Source organism: Capnocytophaga stomatis, assembly GCF_002302635.1.
In the GTDB taxonomy this organism is placed as follows: Bacteria; Bacteroidota; Bacteroidia; order Flavobacteriales; family Flavobacteriaceae; genus Capnocytophaga; species Capnocytophaga stomatis.
In genome coordinates, this window is sequence record NZ_CP022387.1 from 2,816,539 (window position 1) to 2,831,350 (window position 14,812).

Consider the following 14,812-nt stretch of genomic DNA (forward strand, 5'->3'; position numbering starts at 1 on the left):
TCAATTCTACTAAAAATATTGCCTAAATACTCATTTTTAAAGTAAAAAGATACAAAAATACAATGTAAAAACCTTCTATGAAATTTATAGAAAGAATTATATCACTTTTAAAGCTATTTTTCTAAGTAAATTTGATAAAAATATCAAAAAGAAATCTTCTTGAAATAAATTTTCAGCTTGAAATAAAAAGAAATTATTTGGCAATAAAAAATATTCTTCTAAAAATTGCTTTTATATATAAAAATTTGTATATTTGGCAAATAAAAATAAAAACAAATTACTATGATTCATCGTACAGACCTTCGGAAAGTTCGCCAAATGGAGTATTTTCAAGTAATGGCGACTATAAAACGCTTCTTGGAAGCTGAGAATTTAACTGAGTTAGGGCTTGAAATCCTCAAACCTGACTTTGATACGGCACTTGATGAGCTGGATAAGGCTCTGAAAGGAATGAAAAAAAGTGAATACACTGAAGTAATTTCAGAATTTGACCAAAAACGTGATATGTTTCTGGTTGGTTTTATCGACCAATGCAATCTTTATCTTGATTTTCCACTTGAAGAGGTAGCTCAAGCAGCTAAAAAAATTCTACCGGTTATTGAAAAGTACGGAAAAAATCCGCAAACGCGTCCGTTACAGGAAGAAACGGGGATTATCGTGAACCTTCTGCAAGATTTAGAAACTCCTGACTTAAAACAAGCTGTTGAAAAAATGCGAGCTAAGGAGTGGATTGATGCACTTCGGGATACTAACGATAAATTTATCGTTGCTTATGAGCGTCGCATAGAAGAACAAGGCGGAGGTGAGACCGGCAAGGCTAAAGAAAAACGTGAAGAAATGCAAAAAGTATTCGTAAAGCTATGTAAACGAATTAATGCACTTTCGGAAATTAATGGTGATACAATATATAAGAACCTTATCAATAATATTAACGAAACGGTTAAGAAAGCATTAAGCTAAAAAAAACGAAAGCAATCAATTTTAGGAACAAAACAACTAAAATAAAAATGTGATGCGAATAGGAACACGCCTTACCGTGCTGCTGTATAAGAATAACGAGTATCAGCGGGCAATTGAAATCAATACGAATAATTATCGGCTTGATGACGGCATCGGATATAGCCTTTGGGATATTAACGAGCTTGATAAGGAAGAGGATATGAAAAAATATCGGCTTACAAAAGAAGAATATGAAGCTGTGCAGTTTGAATATTTTTGGCTGGAAGATTTACTTATTAGAATTAATAACTATCATTCCGAAATGGATTATTCCAGAGTCAGTGCTAAAGGGCTTTCCAAACCAAGTAAATTAAGAGAGCTTTTGGAAAGAATATATCTGATTGAAAAGGAACATATACAGGAAGATTTATCTAATTTGAGCAGTAAAATACGAAGTCACAGGCAAGATTTAACTCAGATAAAGGTTTATATGGGAGGAATTCCTAAAGGAGAAATGTCTAACTTTAATGAAGTTCTTTCGGCAATGGATGACATCGAGAGGAAATATATCGGGCATTATGATAAAATGAGCTTTATCAACCTGCTTGGAATTTTGATAGGAACGCTTATGGACATTACCGATGATTATGATATTAAAATCATTATGTTCGCAGGATAAAACAATAGGAAATTTTTTGATTTCCTTTTAAAAAGACAATATATTAAGAAGATTTAAACATTTTAGTTACTATTTTGTTAAGTTGTTTATTTAATTTAGAATGATTTAATGTTTTTGGGATAGGGGCAAAGGTCGAGTAGAAATTTTTGTTCATAATATATATTAATTTTATGCCTCTATCCCTTTTTTAAAGTATTGAAAAGAAGTAATTTTTGTAATAAAATAACTATATTTATTTATTTTAGGGATAGAGGAACTGCTAAGTTGAATTTTTTTCATAATAAAGATGTGTTTTATTATTACCCTCTATCCCTTTTGTTATTGTTTGAGATAGGAAGGGAGTTTTTTGCTTTATTTTTATGAAATTTAGGATAGTTTTTAATGCTTTCCTATCTTTTTATATCTGTTTTTGTAATAAAACTATTTATTTTTACCCAGAAAGAATATAAAAACGAATATTAATAAATATATTTTAATCAAATTATGTACATTATATCACCAAAACAAAGCCAAATAAAATCATTTCTGATAATTTTTACCATATTTTTTAGTGTTTTTAATTATGCTCAGACTATTGACATTATGACTTTCAATATTCGTCTTGATAATGCGGGCGATAAGGAGAATTCTTGGACGGATGGCAATCGGAAAGAACGTGTTGTGAAGTTCCTCAAGGCTGAAAAACCTGCCATTTTAGGAATTCAGGAGGCATTACATCATCAAGTAGAATTTTTAGAAAATGCTTTTCCTAATTATCAGCGTATGGGAGTGGGCAGAGATGACGGAAAGCAAGGCGGAGAGCATATGGCTGTTTTTTTTGATAAGAAAAGATTCAAATTACTTGATAGCGGTCAGTTTTGGCTTTCGCAAACTCCTGAAGTTCCGTCAAAGGGCTGGGACGGAACGTGTTGCAACCGCATTACAACTTGGCTGAAATTACAGCAGGGCGATAAGGTGTTCTTTGTGTTCAACACACATTTTGACCACGAGGGAAAGGTGGCTCAGCGTGAAAGTGCGTATTTAATTCTCTCTAAAATAAAGGAAATTACATCTGATTCAAAAGCAAATGTGATACTTATGGGCGACTTTAACGTCCCTCCGCAACACGAAGGGATTGTTGCTATCAAAAAACAGCTTAAAGATACTTATAAACCTTATAATAACATTCCTAAAGGCACATTTACGGCTTTTAAATTAAATGAAGAGCCTAAACAACGTATTGATTTTATTTTCATTTCCGAAGGAATGCAGGTAAAAAACTATAAAATTATAGATAAAAAAATTGACGGACTATATCCGTCAGACCATTTTCCTGTGAAAGTAAGCGTTAAGTTTCCTAATCGGAAGGATTGATAATTTTTAGCTTTCTTCTATCGGCGTCAATCCATTCAAATTCAAGCGTTGTATAGCGTTCAGGTAGGTAGGAACTTACGCGTTCCGCCCACTCAATGAAGCACCACGCTCCGGAATACAGATATTCTTCAAAACCAATATCAAAGGCTTCCTCCTCACGTTCAATACGATAAAAATCAAAGTGATATACGGTGTTATCGTCATTTTCATAATGATTCACCAACCCAAAAGTAGGGCTTGCAGCAACGTCATTAATCCCAAGAGCCTTTACTAAGGATTTGATAAGCGTAGTTTTTCCCATTCCCATACTTCCTTCAAAAATTACTACCTTAGATGAAAGCAGAGGGATTATCTGCCGGGCTATTTCGTCTATTTCGGATAAAGAATATGTTATTTCCATATAAAAAATAATTATTTTAGAACTTTTTTAAGCTGAAAAGTTGATGTTTAAGCTACTTTTTATTCTGATTTATATTGATTTGGTGATATTTTAGTCGGTTTTAATCTTCATTGGAGTTTGTATTCCATATTTCCCACGCTTTTTCGGCTTGCAGTTCTAACATTTTTCGCCCGTTGATGATAGTTGCGTTCTTTTTTTCGCCTTTTTGCAGAAAAATTGTCTTCTCCGGATTGTAAATTAGGTCGTAAAGCAAATGTTCTGAGGTCAAAAACTGATAAGGAATGGGAGGGAACTCTTCCACATTAGGGAAAGTTCCTAAAGGCGTGCAATTAATGATGATTTTGTACTTGCTGATAATTTGTGGGGATAAATCCGCGTATGAAAACTGCCCCATTTTTGGGTTTCTGGACACAAACCGAAAGGAAATTCCCAGCATTTTCAGTGCATACGCCACTGCATTGGACGCTCCGCCTGTGCCTAAAATCAGGGCTTTAGTGTGGTGTTGTTCCAAAAAAGGCTTTAACGATTCGCTAAACCCGAAATGGTCGGTGTTGTATCCCACCAAACCTTTTTTGGTGATTTTAATGGTGTTTACCGCCCCGATTTGTTCCGCTACGGGGTCTAACATCGCCAACATCGGGATGATTTCTTTTTTATAAGGAATGGTTACGTTCATTCCTTGTATGTTTGGATTTTCTTGAAGCTTTTGAGGTAGCTCACTTACGGAATTCAAATCAAAATTGACATATTCTGCATTTGAAATATGTTCTTTTTCAAATTTTTGTGCAAAATAAGCCCTCGAGAAGGAGTACGAAATATTTTTTCCAATCAAAGCAAACAAACGTTTCATAATATTTATTTTTTAAGAAGCCTGATATATCACCAATTTGATAACGTTATAACCTAAAAATGAGACTATTTTAAGTATTTTTAAAACAATCTCATTTCAATGATATCATTAATGTTCGTTTATTGGTTTGTTTTCAATTTTCCTGCCCATTTTTCAATTCCGTACAGCAAGAAGAAACCAGCCAAAGCCATTACAATGGCAAGAATCACTTGCGGATTTCCGTCGTATGAGCCGGGAAGGATGCTTTTTTCCAATAACGGAATTACTTTTCCGTGTGCATCTACCTTAGTTGAGATGACTTCCTTCCAAGGCCATACTTTGTTGAGCGAACCAACGATGAATGCCGTTAGGGAAGCAATAGTTAAGTTCCGATGATGTTCAAAAAGCCATTTTAATATTTTTGAAAAACTTAATATTCCGAAAACGGCTCCGGCAGCAACTACCGCCAATACTTTGATGTTTTTTTCATCAACAGCTGTAAGAACGGTGTCGTAAGCACCCAAAAGCACCAAAATAAAGGCTCCGGAGATGCCCGGAAGAATCATTGCACAAATAGCTAAAGCTCCGGCAAAGAATAAAAATATCAATCCGTCGTGGCTTCCTAAAGGAGGCAAAGTCGTTATTCCGTAGGCTGCTAAAAAAGAAACAATCATAACCAGAATTGTTGCCAAACTCCATTTTTCCACGCTTTTTGCCAGAAATAAAATGCAAGCTACCATCAGCCCGAAAAAGAAAGACCATACCGAAATAGGTTCGTTAGCCAGCAACCATTTGATTCCCTTTGCCAGCGAAAACACACTGATTCCAATTCCTAAAAACAATGCAAGGAAAAAACTTCCGTTAATGTGTTTCCAAAAAGAAGCAAAACCTTCCTTTCTCAGGATTTTGAAAGCTCCCAAATTTATTTTGCTAATTGAATCGATAAGTTCTTCGTAAATTCCGGAAATGAAAGCTATCGTTCCTCCGGAAACACCCGGAACCACATCGGCAGCTCCCATTGCCATCCCTTTTAGGGAAATTAAAATATAATCAAAAAAATTTCTTCGCATCTTTTTTGGTTTTAACATCGCGTGCAAATGTACATAAAATAATTATAAAGCCCAAAAGCTTTTTCAAGCTAATAAACTGCTTATTTTCAGTGTGAAATGAATATGTTTATGAAATGATATTCTGTGTGAAAATGACTGTAAAAAAGGCTTTTAGTTATCTGGTTTTTCAGAGCTTATGAAAAATTATTTTATAATCAGTGTGATAGACATCAAAAAAATTACTTTATTTGCAAAAAAATAAAAGAGAAAATGACTTTAATTCGTGAGAAATTGACACTTCCTAATAACGGTAAAAAATTATTATTACACTCTTGTTGTGCTCCTTGTTCGGGAGAGGTGATGGAGGCTATCCAAGCTTCAGGTATTGAATTTACAATATTTTTCTACAACCCAAATATCCATCCTTTGAAAGAATATGAAATTCGGAAAGAAGAAAATATTCGTTTTGCCGAGAAATGTAATATCCCTATCATTGATGCTGATTATGATGTAGATAACTGGTACGAACGAGCAAAAGGAATGGAAATGGAACCCGAAAGAGGCATCCGTTGTACGATGTGTTTTGATATGCGATTTGACCGTACGGCTTTATATGCTTATGAAAATGGTTTTGACACGATTACAAGTTCGTTGGGTATTTCACGTTGGAAGAATTTTGACCAAATCAATGATTGCGGGATTCGTGCTGCTGAAAAGTACGAAGGAATCACGTATTGGACGCATAATTGGCGAAAAAAAGGAGGTTCAGCCCGAATGCTTGAAATAAGCAAACGCGAACAATTCTATATGCAAGAATATTGTGGTTGTGCTTACTCACTACGTGATACTAACAAATGGCGACTTGAAAACGGACGTGAACGTATCAAAATTGGTGAAAAATACTACGGCGTTGATGATAATAATTCCGCTGTATAAACAAAATTAAATTCTACATTTATAACGAATTATGACAGAACATTTTTTAACAACCGAACAAATTCTTGAAGGTCAAATATTGTTGATTGACAAGCCTTTGCATTGGTCTTCATTTCAGGCTGTTAACAAAATAAAGTGGTCTATCATCAAAAATTATAAGCTCAAAAAGGTTAAAATCGGGCACGCTGGAACTTTAGACCCGCTGGCTTCAGGATTACTTGTTATTTGCACGGGAAAATTTACCAAGAAAATCACTGAATTTCAGGATGCTCTGAAAACTTACACGGGTACCATTCGATTGGGAGCAATAACATCATCGTTTGATTTGGAAACGGAAATTGAGCAAACATTTCCCATTGAGCATATTACACCCGAATTAATTGAGCAGGTGCGACAGAAATTCGTAGGCGAAATAGAGCAAACTCCGCCCGTTTTTTCTGCAATAAAAAGAGAAGGAAAAAGGCTTTATGAATTGGCTCGCGAGGGAGAAGAAACCATAGAAGTTCCCAAGCGAATCGTTCAGATAGAGCAATTTAACATTGATATTAGCAACTTCCCCGATATTCATTTTGAGGTAGTTTGCAGTAAAGGAACTTACATTCGTTCTTTGGCGAATGATTTTGGAAAGGCTTTGCAAAGCGGTGCTCATTTGACCGTTTTGAGACGTACGAAGATTGGTGATTTTTCTGTTGAAAATGCCCTTTCTCCTGACGATTTTGTAGAACAAAATATCTTAAATTATAGAAAAAACTAAGATGAAGACCATCAATGACCTTTATGAAGACAGACACAAGCCTTATGAAGTAAAGGTTGAAGAGAAAAGGACTGTAAATCAGCTTTTTGAAGATAAAGTCAAAGGAAAAGAAACTTTGAATGAAAAAAGACCACAATCTGAAAAAAAAGTTGTATTTTTTCAGAAAAAACGCAAAAAAACAAGTGGTTTTCAGTATGAAATGGAGTATTTTCTCTCTTTATTTTCAGATTCAGACAAGTCAATAACGGTGACCTTGTTCATTATGTTTTGCTTGGTAATTTCACTTCTTGTGATACAACTTCAGAGTAAGGAAAAGGAAATTATGATTGAAATGAGCCATATTTCCGACCTGCCAGAAGAGGTTAAAGAAGAAAAAGAGGAACCTAAAAAAATAGAAGAACCTACAGAAATTCCAAATAACACGAAAGTTACCTTAAATGCTTATAATGAATCGGATATGGATTTGCAACATTCCGAAGATGCTCATAAAAGTCTTGATGAAATTCTTGCAGAACGTGAGATGATGGAAGCCAATGAAGAGCTGTTAACTTCCAATTCCCCTAAAACCGACCTCGTTTTGCCAACAAACATAAAAGTTGAAGAGAAAAATCTGACTAAAAATGAGGATGTTGTCAATAAAAATGCTTTAGTGAAATATGCCTTAGCTGACAGAACGTTGCGGGAAGAATTGCCAAATCCTATTTTTACTTGTGAAAGATATGGTAAGGTGGTGGTTATCATTAAAGTAAATGATTCAGGAAATGTGATTGAAGCAACAATTGATAAGGTAAACTCCACAACTTCAGATGGTTGTCTTCTTGATAATTCCTTATTGTATGCTCAGCAAGCTCGGTTCAATATTGTACAAGGAAGAGGTGTGCAAGTAGGAACGATAACATATTCTTTTCAACAAAAAAGATAATTTTTTAATATGAAAACTGTTTTTTTGTCATTTATTTTGTGTTTTTTGTTAATTTCTTGTAATGGAGCAGGGACACAGAAAAAGGAAAAATTTTCCATAGAAATAAGTCCAAAAAGTAAAGAATATCAACTGAATGATGTTCTTGATTTTGATGTGTCTAAGAACAATTTTGGAGAAGATATTTCCTCAGTAACATACCGAATTAATAGCAAAGAAATTTCTAAAACTAATGGGAAATATCAGCTTAAAAACGTAAAATTAGGCAAGCAGTTTTTGGAAGCTGAAGTAACAACTCAAAGCGGAAAAACGCACAAAATCCAAAAAGAAATAATGATTTTAGCGAATCAATCGCCTAAAATTTATACCTACAAAATCCTAAATACATATCCTCACGATAAAAAATCATATACGCAAGGATTTGAATTTCTGGGAGATACAATTCTTGAAAGTACAGGTCAATACGGTAAATCTTCTTTGAAAAAATGGAATGTTTTTACAGGTGAAGTTTATAAAAATATCAACTTGAATCCACAATATTTCGGTGAAGGAACAACTGCTTTTAACGGAAAAATAATTCAATTGACGTGGCAAGAAAATACGGGACTAATTTATGATTTTGACTTAAAACAAACAGGAAGTTTTAAGTACGGAAAAAGTAAAGAAGGTTGGGGAATTTGTCACGATGGTAAAAAATTCTACAAAAGCGATGGCTCAGAAAAAATATGGATTCTGAATTCGGAAACCTTTGAGGAAGAGTATTTTATACAACTCTGCACTGATAAATCACTTTTTTCCAATGCTAACGAACTTGAATGGGTTGGCGGAAAAATTTATGCAAATACCTATCAGAAAGACGGCATTATGATAATTAATCCTGAAAACGGGGCGATTGAGGGAATAATTGACGTTCGCGGATTAAAAGAAAAAGTAGAGCAAATTGACGAATTAGATGTTTTAAACGGAATAGCATATCATTCTGGTCGCAAAACATTCTTTATTACAGGAAAAAACTGGAGCTTGGTTTTTGAAGTTATTTTTGAGGAAAAATAAGATTTTTTTCATCAGTTTTTATAATCTTTTTTGTAACGAAATTGCTTGTTTTTGAACGCTTTATTTTTATATTCTTTATTGTATTCTTCTTGTTTTTTGTCTTTTTCAATTTTTTGTTCTTCCATAAATTTCATAAGGTTATTTTTAGGTGAATTTCCGTATTTGTTTGCATCTACACTTCCGTCAGAAGCCAACAAAAATAAGTAATAAAAAGGAATAATTTGAAACCAACCACTATATCCCAAATCGTGACTTCGTTTTGCAGATTGTGCTATGAGAAAATAAAGAGAAATTAAAAATAGAAAAAAGGCGAATATCACCCAAATTCCTTCAGATAAAATGATAATTAGGTTTGTTATAATGTAACAAACGACAAAAATTATGATAGTTAATCCGTATTCTTTTCTTCGAATGCGTCCCTTAAAGGAAAAAGGAGCTTTAAACATAGGCAAATAATTCAAACTATTCGGATGCAAAATTATAATAAAAAAATGTATAAAAAATGTAAATAGAATCATTATTTTATATAATTTTGCGGAGTGCGGTGGAAATTATACATCAATCCTTTACAAAAAGGGTAGAAAGCAATAATTTCCTCATAAAAAATTAATATAAGAAAAAATACGTTTGATGCTATGGAATGGAGACTTGATTTAGAGGAAGAAAACAAAGCGATTGCAAGAGAATACAAAGAGCTTTTAAGTATTAGTTATCAAACTCTTACGGAGGAAGACAAAAAACTTATTCGTTTGGCTTTCGATACAGCAGTTGATGCTCATAAAGACCAACGAAGAAAAAGTGGAGAACCCTACATTTTTCACCCGATTGCTGTTGCAAAAATAGTTGCTTCTCAGATAGGATTGGATGCAGTTTCTATCGCGGCGGCTTTGTTGCACGATGTAGTGGAAGACACTGACTACACGGTGGAAGATATGGAGCGTCTTTTTGGGAAAACCGTAGCTCATATTGTGGAAGGACTTACAAAAATTTCGCATCTCAGCCGTGAAAATGATGTTTCGTTGCAGGCGGAAAATTTTAGAAAGTTGCTTCTGACAATGAATGATGACGTTCGTGTGATTATCATCAAAATTGCTGACAGACTGCACAATATGCAAACGATGGATTCGATGGCAGAACACAAACAAGCCAAAATAGCTTCCGAAACATTGTATATTTACGCTCCGTTGGCTCATCGTATTGGTCTTTACAATATTAAAACCGAATTAGAAGATTTAGGCTTAAAATACACGGATTCAGAATATTATTACAGTATTCTTGGTAAAATGGAAGAATCCAAAGAGGAGCAAAAATCTTATATTGAGTCTTTTACCAAAATAATAGAATCTTCGCTTAACAGCCAAAAAATAGATTATCGCATTAAAGGTCGTCCGAAATCGATTTATTCTATTTATAAAAAGATGGAGGCTCAAAATGTTACTTTTGAGGAAATTTACGATAAATTTGCCATACGAATTATCTATAAAAGTTCTCCTGAGGAAGAGAAATTCTTGGCTTGGAAAATATATTCCATTGTAACAGACCACTTTCGTCCGAATCCTACACGTTTACGAGATTGGATATCTTCCCCAAAATCAACAGGTTATGAAGCGTTGCACATCACAGTTATGGGGCCTAAAGGGCGTTGGGTAGAGGTGCAAATCCGCAGCGAACGTATGCACGAAATTGCAGAAAAAGGTTATGCGGCTCACTTCAAATACAAACACGGAAGCCAGAAAGAGGCAGGTATTGAAGAGTGGCTCAATCGTTTGCAAGAAGTTTTAGAAGGAAGCGAAGGCAATGCGGTTGATTTCGTGGAGGATTTCAAGCTGAATTTGTATGCCAAAGAAATCTTCGTTTTTACTCCCAATGGGGAAATAAAATCTTTACCAAAAGGGGCAACTCCTTTGGATTTCGCTTTTTACATCCATACGGGGGTGGGAATGAAAACGCGTGGGGCAAAGGTAAATAACAAACTTGTTCCGTTAAGCCACGTGCTAAGAAGCGGTGACCAAGTGGAAATAATCACAGCCGAAAATGCAAAACCAAATAAAAACTGGCTGAATTATGCAACAACTGCCAAAGCTCGAAATAAGATAAAATCAGCTTTGAAAGAGGAAGTCAAAATTGTTGCTTCCGAAGGAAAAGAATTGTTGATGAGAAAGTTAAAACAGCTCAAAGTAATTCTTACAGAAGATGTTGTGAATGAATTAGTTAGTCACTTCAAAACTAAAACGAGTTTGGATGTTTTCTATCAGGTAGGTACGGGAGAAATTACCAACCAAATGTTGCGTGATTTTGCTTCAAAAAGAAGTTCGTTTTTTAACTTTTTTAAGAGCAAAATTACTACAAACAAAAAGCCAACGGAAGAGATTATTCACACTCCGAACGAGCATTATGACAGCATCGTTTTTGGCAAGGAAGAAGAATCATTGGATTATACCTTTGCTAAGTGTTGTAACCCAATTCCCGGTGATTCTATTTTTGGTTTTATTACTATAAATGAAGGAATTAAGGTTCATAAAAAGAATTGTCCGAATGCCATTTCAATGCAATCGAACTATGCTTATCGGATTATGCCCGCTAAATGGATAAAATCGGAAGAGCAAGAATTTAAAGTTGCCGTTCGGATTAGCGGTTTAGACCGTGATGGTTTGGTAGGAGATATTTCACGGGTAATTTCCGAAAATAAATTTGTAAAATTGACCAATATTAACATTGATGCGGAAGGAAATATGTTTAACGGAAAGGTCTCAATTACAGTTAATAACAACGCTACTTTGAAAAAATTAATGCAAGATTTGAAAACCTTGAAAGGAGTGGACAAAGTAAGTCGTTTATAATTTTTTACGAGAAAAAATATGCGAAAATTAGCAAATAGTGAATTAGAACGATTGGAGATAGATGAATTTAAAAAAGCAACCAAAACACCGTTAATTGTAATTTTGGATAATGTGCGGAGTTTGAATAATATAGGTTCTGTTTTCAGGACTTGTGATGCTTTTTTGATTGAAAAAATATTTCTTTGTGGTATAACTGCAACTCCTCCGAACAAAGAAATTCACAAAACGGCACTCGGAGCTACTGAAAGCGTGGATTGGGAATATGTTGAAAATACGATTTCGGTGGTGGAACGCCTGAAATCGCAAGGAATTTATGTTATCGGCATTGAGCAAGCCGAAAAGTCTGTAATGCTTAATGATTTTCAGCCCGAGCCAAACGTAAAATACGCGGTTATATTTGGAAATGAGGTAAAAGGAGTGGAACAAGAAGTAGTTTCTGCCTGTGACGGAGTTATCGAAATTCCGCAGTACGGAACGAAACATTCCCTAAATATTTCGGTAAGTGCGGGAATTGTGATTTGGGATTTGTGGAAAAAATTGAACAACTAAAGAGAGTTTATAAAGATGTCTGTTAAATTTTTCTGTAATAATTTTCGGAAGAGCAAAAAAATGAATAGTTTTGCCGAAATTTATTCGAAATGACAGATATAACACTTTCCATACAAACTACAAATAATCCTGAAATTATAAAATTAGAAGTTTCAAAAGCTTTAGTAAAAGGAAGTTACGAATTTAAAAATATTGATGAAGCTAAAAATTCTCCTTTAGCCAAGCAACTTTTTTATTTGCCTTTTATAAAAACTGTTTATATTTCAAGTAATTTTATCGCATTGAAACGCTATCCGATAGTAGAGTGGGAGGATGTGCAAGAGGAAGTAGCTGAGCAAGTTTTGGAATATATCAAATCTGGTAAAGAGTTGATTACTAATGATTCAGCAGAAGTAAAGAATCCCGTAACTGTTTATGCAGAAAGTACGCCTAACCCTGCGGTAATGAAGTTTGTGGTGAATAAGCAGTTAGTTCCTGAAATTTTCGAATACAAAAGTAGTGACGAGGCTAAAGATGCTCCACTTGTAAGTGCTCTTTTCAAATTTCCTTTTGTAAAAGAAGTTTTTTTGGATAATAATTACATCTCAATAACCAAACACGATGTTGTTGATTGGTATGATGTGGTAATGGAATTGCGAGAATTTATTCGAAATTACCTTGTTCAAGGAAATACTGTTATTTTATCCGGAGGGATTAAAAAGCGAATAGAAAAAGAGGAAAAGAAAGAAAATAGAATTATTACTACGGATATAACTTCTCAGAAAATAGTTTCAATTCTCGACCAATATATAAAACCAGCGGTAACTCTTGACGGTGGAAATATTGATTTTATTTCGTACAATTCTGATACTCATTTGGTTGAAGTTGTTTTGCAAGGAGCTTGTAGTGGTTGTCCTTCATCAACACAAACATTGAAAAATGGTATCGAATCAATTTTGAAGGAACAACTACAAAATCCTAATATTCAAGTTGTTGCCATAAATGGTTAATCTCTGATTTTTAAGTCGTTACCTACAGCCGATTGTTACAAAAATTTCAAATACGAAAATTAAATTTTGCAGAAAAAGTTATTCTGCTTAACGTCTTATTTTTTGTAATTATCCATTTGCTTACAAATCTGGTTGGGCTTTCACAATATCAAATTAACAACTGGATAGGCTTACCTCAAAGCATAAAAGAATTTTTTGCAAAACCTTGGACAATAATTACTTATTCCTTTTTTCACGCTGGTTTTCAGCATTTATTTTGGAATATGTTGATATTATTTTTTACGGGGCGAATATTCTTCAATTTATTCAATAAAAAGCAATTTATCAGAGTTTATTGTGCCGGAATTATTTTCAGCGGAATGTCATTTTTGTTGATAGATACGCTATTTCCTCTTTTGTTCGATGGTTCTATTTTGTTGGGTGCATCGGGGGCAATTATGGCTTTGTTAGTGTTTGTTGCTGTAATTGTTCCTAAGTACACGGTGTATTTGTTTTTTTCTATTCCAATGAAATTATGGATGATAGTGTTGTTTTTAATACTATATGATATTGTTCAAATTTCATCAAATCCTGGAGGAAAAATTGTCCACTTAGGAGGGGCTTTTACAGGATATTTTATAGGAATTTTAGCAAGAAACCCAATCCGAGTCAAAAAGCAAAAAAGAGTTAAATTAACAGAAAATAATGTTTCTGAAAAAATCGTAAAACCTTTAAAATCAAATGGCGGTTTGAGCGATTCTCAAAAATTAAAACAGCATAAAGTTAATATTTTATTAGATAAAATTAGCACCAGTGGATACGCAAGTTTAACTGAAAAAGAGAAAAAATTTCTGTTTGAAGCAAGTAAAGATATGAACAATTAATTTATCTTTTTAGCTTCGATAAGATTTATAATTTTCTCGGGGCAACGGGTTGGTTTCCAAGTTTTGGTATCAACGAAAACCAAAGTTGTATTTGCCGTTGAAATCACTTCTCCTTTTTCGTTAATTATCTCATAATCAAACTCTATTTTGCTTGAAGTGACATTTTTGAATTTTGTTCTGATGGTAATTAACTCATCGTAAAAGGCCGGTTTTTTATAGTTTATTTGCAGAGAAACCACAGGTAGCATAATTCCCTCTTCCTCTAACTTTTTGTATGAAATCCCGAGTTCCCTAAGCCATTCTACTCTCCCTAATTCCAGATACTGAGTGTAGTTACCGTAGTAAACAACTCCCATTTGGTCAGTTTCAGCATAGCGGGTTCTTAAAGTGTAGTCAAAGTATAATTCTTTCATATTCAGGGGGTGTTTTTGTATTAACAAAGTTTAACTTTCTTCTCTTGTAAAAAAAAATGAAAAAAGCAAGAGTTAAATCATTTTTTTTATTCAAAATTTATTCACAATTTTGCTTCCTCGAGAAAGTGACATTTTGGTGTGTGTTTATTTAATTCTCGCAAATTTATATGTTTTTTTGAAAAGAGCAACAAGTAAAGGACTTAATTTCTGATTAAGTGCAAAGAATATTTTGACTTTTTAATCAATA

Annotated in this window: 16 protein-coding genes; 11 read left to right on the forward strand and 5 right to left on the reverse strand. The window is 33.9% G+C overall.

The genetic code is table 11. The features are described 5' to 3' along the window. Nucleotides 1-282: 282 nt before the first annotated feature. The 3 genes from CGC58_RS12530 (at nucleotide 283) to CGC58_RS12540 (ending at nucleotide 2,971) form a co-directional block, all read left to right on the forward strand. Nucleotides 283-960 carry a DUF6261 family protein gene (locus CGC58_RS12530; RefSeq protein ID WP_157909271.1) on the forward strand — a complete coding sequence of 226 codons (678 nt, stop codon included), beginning with the start codon at nucleotides 283-285 and terminating at the stop codon, nucleotides 958-960. Between the two features lie 52 nt (nucleotides 961-1,012). Further along, nucleotides 1,013-1,618, forward strand: coding sequence for a hypothetical protein (locus CGC58_RS12535; protein WP_095897026.1), 606 nt, complete (start codon nucleotides 1,013-1,015; stop codon nucleotides 1,616-1,618). 483 nt (nucleotides 1,619-2,101) lie between these two features. Next, entirely contained in the window at nucleotides 2,102-2,971 is an 870-nt protein-coding gene (locus CGC58_RS12540; RefSeq protein ID WP_095897027.1) for an endonuclease/exonuclease/phosphatase family protein, read from the forward strand. Here CGC58_RS12540 and tsaE read toward each other — a convergent pair. The 3 genes from tsaE to CGC58_RS12555 form a co-directional block, all read right to left on the reverse strand. Next, nucleotides 2,955-3,371: a tRNA (adenosine(37)-N6)-threonylcarbamoyltransferase complex ATPase subunit type 1 TsaE gene (tsaE, locus tag CGC58_RS12545; RefSeq protein WP_095897028.1), complete on the reverse strand. Its 417-nt coding sequence runs from the start codon at nucleotides 3,369-3,371 to the stop codon at nucleotides 2,955-2,957. The two genes, CGC58_RS12540 and tsaE, sit on opposite strands and share 17 nt — an antisense overlap. Before the next feature lie 100 nt (nucleotides 3,372-3,471). After that, a complete protein-coding gene (locus CGC58_RS12550) occupies nucleotides 3,472-4,221 on the reverse strand; it encodes a shikimate dehydrogenase family protein (protein ID WP_095897029.1) in 750 nt (249 codons plus the stop codon). A gap of 119 nt (nucleotides 4,222-4,340) precedes the next feature. Further along, nucleotides 4,341-5,270 carry a DUF368 domain-containing protein gene (locus CGC58_RS12555; RefSeq protein ID WP_095897230.1) on the reverse strand — a complete coding sequence of 310 codons (930 nt, stop codon included), beginning with the start codon at nucleotides 5,268-5,270 and terminating at the stop codon, nucleotides 4,341-4,343. Nucleotides 5,271-5,519: 249 nt separating this feature from the next. Here CGC58_RS12555 and CGC58_RS12560 point away from each other — a divergent pair, with 249 nt between their 5' ends. Genes CGC58_RS12560 through CGC58_RS12575 form a run of 4 tightly spaced genes read left to right on the forward strand, consistent with a single transcriptional unit; the run spans nucleotide 5,520 to nucleotide 8,911 of the window. Further along, nucleotides 5,520-6,185, forward strand: coding sequence for an epoxyqueuosine reductase QueH (locus tag CGC58_RS12560; RefSeq protein ID WP_095897030.1), 666 nt, complete (start codon nucleotides 5,520-5,522; stop codon nucleotides 6,183-6,185). Nucleotides 6,186-6,216: 31 nt separating this feature from the next. Beyond that, complete coding sequence (gene truB, locus CGC58_RS12565) at nucleotides 6,217-6,939, forward strand: tRNA pseudouridine(55) synthase TruB (protein WP_095897031.1); 723 nt, start codon at nucleotides 6,217-6,219, stop codon at nucleotides 6,937-6,939. Nucleotide 6,940: 1 nt separating this feature from the next. Beyond that, complete coding sequence (locus CGC58_RS12570; RefSeq protein WP_095897032.1) at nucleotides 6,941-7,861, forward strand: energy transducer TonB; 921 nt, start codon at nucleotides 6,941-6,943, stop codon at nucleotides 7,859-7,861. Between the two features lie 9 nt (nucleotides 7,862-7,870). Continuing rightward, on the forward strand, nucleotides 7,871-8,911 hold the full coding sequence (locus CGC58_RS12575; protein WP_095897033.1) for a glutaminyl-peptide cyclotransferase: 1,041 nt from the start codon (nucleotides 7,871-7,873) through the stop codon (nucleotides 8,909-8,911). 11 nt (nucleotides 8,912-8,922) lie between these two features. Here CGC58_RS12575 and CGC58_RS12580 read toward each other — a convergent pair whose 3' ends face one another. Next, nucleotides 8,923-9,357: a DUF805 domain-containing protein gene (locus CGC58_RS12580; RefSeq protein WP_157909272.1), complete on the reverse strand. Its 435-nt coding sequence runs from the start codon at nucleotides 9,355-9,357 to the stop codon at nucleotides 8,923-8,925. 189 nt (nucleotides 9,358-9,546) lie between these two features. Between CGC58_RS12580 and CGC58_RS12585 the strand changes: the two genes are divergently transcribed. The 4 genes from CGC58_RS12585 to CGC58_RS12600 all read left to right on the forward strand — a co-directional run bounded on the left by CGC58_RS12585 (nucleotide 9,547) and on the right by CGC58_RS12600 (nucleotide 14,152). Further along, complete coding sequence (locus CGC58_RS12585; protein ID WP_095897035.1) at nucleotides 9,547-11,751, forward strand: RelA/SpoT family protein; 2,205 nt, start codon at nucleotides 9,547-9,549, stop codon at nucleotides 11,749-11,751. Between the two features lie 18 nt (nucleotides 11,752-11,769). Beyond that, nucleotides 11,770-12,300 carry an RNA methyltransferase gene (locus tag CGC58_RS12590; RefSeq protein WP_095897036.1) on the forward strand — a complete coding sequence of 177 codons (531 nt, stop codon included), beginning with the start codon at nucleotides 11,770-11,772 and terminating at the stop codon, nucleotides 12,298-12,300. A gap of 89 nt (nucleotides 12,301-12,389) precedes the next feature. Continuing rightward, nucleotides 12,390-13,289: a NifU family protein gene (locus CGC58_RS12595; RefSeq protein ID WP_095897037.1), complete on the forward strand. Its 900-nt coding sequence runs from the start codon at nucleotides 12,390-12,392 to the stop codon at nucleotides 13,287-13,289. Between the two features lie 116 nt (nucleotides 13,290-13,405). Continuing rightward, a complete protein-coding gene (locus tag CGC58_RS12600) occupies nucleotides 13,406-14,152 on the forward strand; it encodes a rhomboid family intramembrane serine protease (RefSeq protein WP_232748844.1) in 747 nt (248 codons plus the stop codon). Here the strand turns inward: CGC58_RS12600 and CGC58_RS12605 are convergent. Continuing rightward, a complete protein-coding gene (locus CGC58_RS12605) occupies nucleotides 14,149-14,565 on the reverse strand; it encodes an acyl-CoA thioesterase (protein ID WP_095897039.1) in 417 nt (138 codons plus the stop codon). The genes CGC58_RS12600 and CGC58_RS12605 overlap by 4 nt on opposite strands. Nucleotides 14,566-14,812 lie beyond the last annotated feature (247 nt).

Coding starts and splice junctions, on each gene's coding strand:
- CGC58_RS12595 (WP_095897037.1), top strand. CDS start 12,390: ATGACAGATATAACACTTTCCATACAAACTACAAATAATCCTGAAATT.
- CGC58_RS12530 (WP_157909271.1), top strand. CDS start 283: ATGATTCATCGTACAGACCTTCGGAAAGTTCGCCAAATGGAGTATTTT.
- CGC58_RS12535 (WP_095897026.1), top strand. CDS start 1,013: ATGCGAATAGGAACACGCCTTACCGTGCTGCTGTATAAGAATAACGAG.
- CGC58_RS12580 (WP_157909272.1), bottom strand. CDS start 9,357: ATGTTTAAAGCTCCTTTTTCCTTTAAGGGACGCATTCGAAGAAAAGAA.
- CGC58_RS12560 (WP_095897030.1), top strand. CDS start 5,520: ATGACTTTAATTCGTGAGAAATTGACACTTCCTAATAACGGTAAAAAA.
- CGC58_RS12590 (WP_095897036.1), top strand. CDS start 11,770: ATGCGAAAATTAGCAAATAGTGAATTAGAACGATTGGAGATAGATGAA.
- truB (WP_095897031.1), top strand. CDS start 6,217: ATGACAGAACATTTTTTAACAACCGAACAAATTCTTGAAGGTCAAATA.
- CGC58_RS12605 (WP_095897039.1), bottom strand. CDS start 14,565: ATGAAAGAATTATACTTTGACTACACTTTAAGAACCCGCTATGCTGAA.
- CGC58_RS12555 (WP_095897230.1), bottom strand. CDS start 5,270: ATGCGAAGAAATTTTTTTGATTATATTTTAATTTCCCTAAAAGGGATG.
- CGC58_RS12570 (WP_095897032.1), top strand. CDS start 6,941: ATGAAGACCATCAATGACCTTTATGAAGACAGACACAAGCCTTATGAA.
- CGC58_RS12550 (WP_095897029.1), bottom strand. CDS start 4,221: ATGAAACGTTTGTTTGCTTTGATTGGAAAAAATATTTCGTACTCCTTC.
- CGC58_RS12540 (WP_095897027.1), top strand. CDS start 2,102: ATGTACATTATATCACCAAAACAAAGCCAAATAAAATCATTTCTGATA.
- CGC58_RS12585 (WP_095897035.1), top strand. CDS start 9,547: ATGGAATGGAGACTTGATTTAGAGGAAGAAAACAAAGCGATTGCAAGA.
- CGC58_RS12575 (WP_095897033.1), top strand. CDS start 7,871: ATGAAAACTGTTTTTTTGTCATTTATTTTGTGTTTTTTGTTAATTTCT.
- tsaE (WP_095897028.1), bottom strand. CDS start 3,371: ATGGAAATAACATATTCTTTATCCGAAATAGACGAAATAGCCCGGCAG.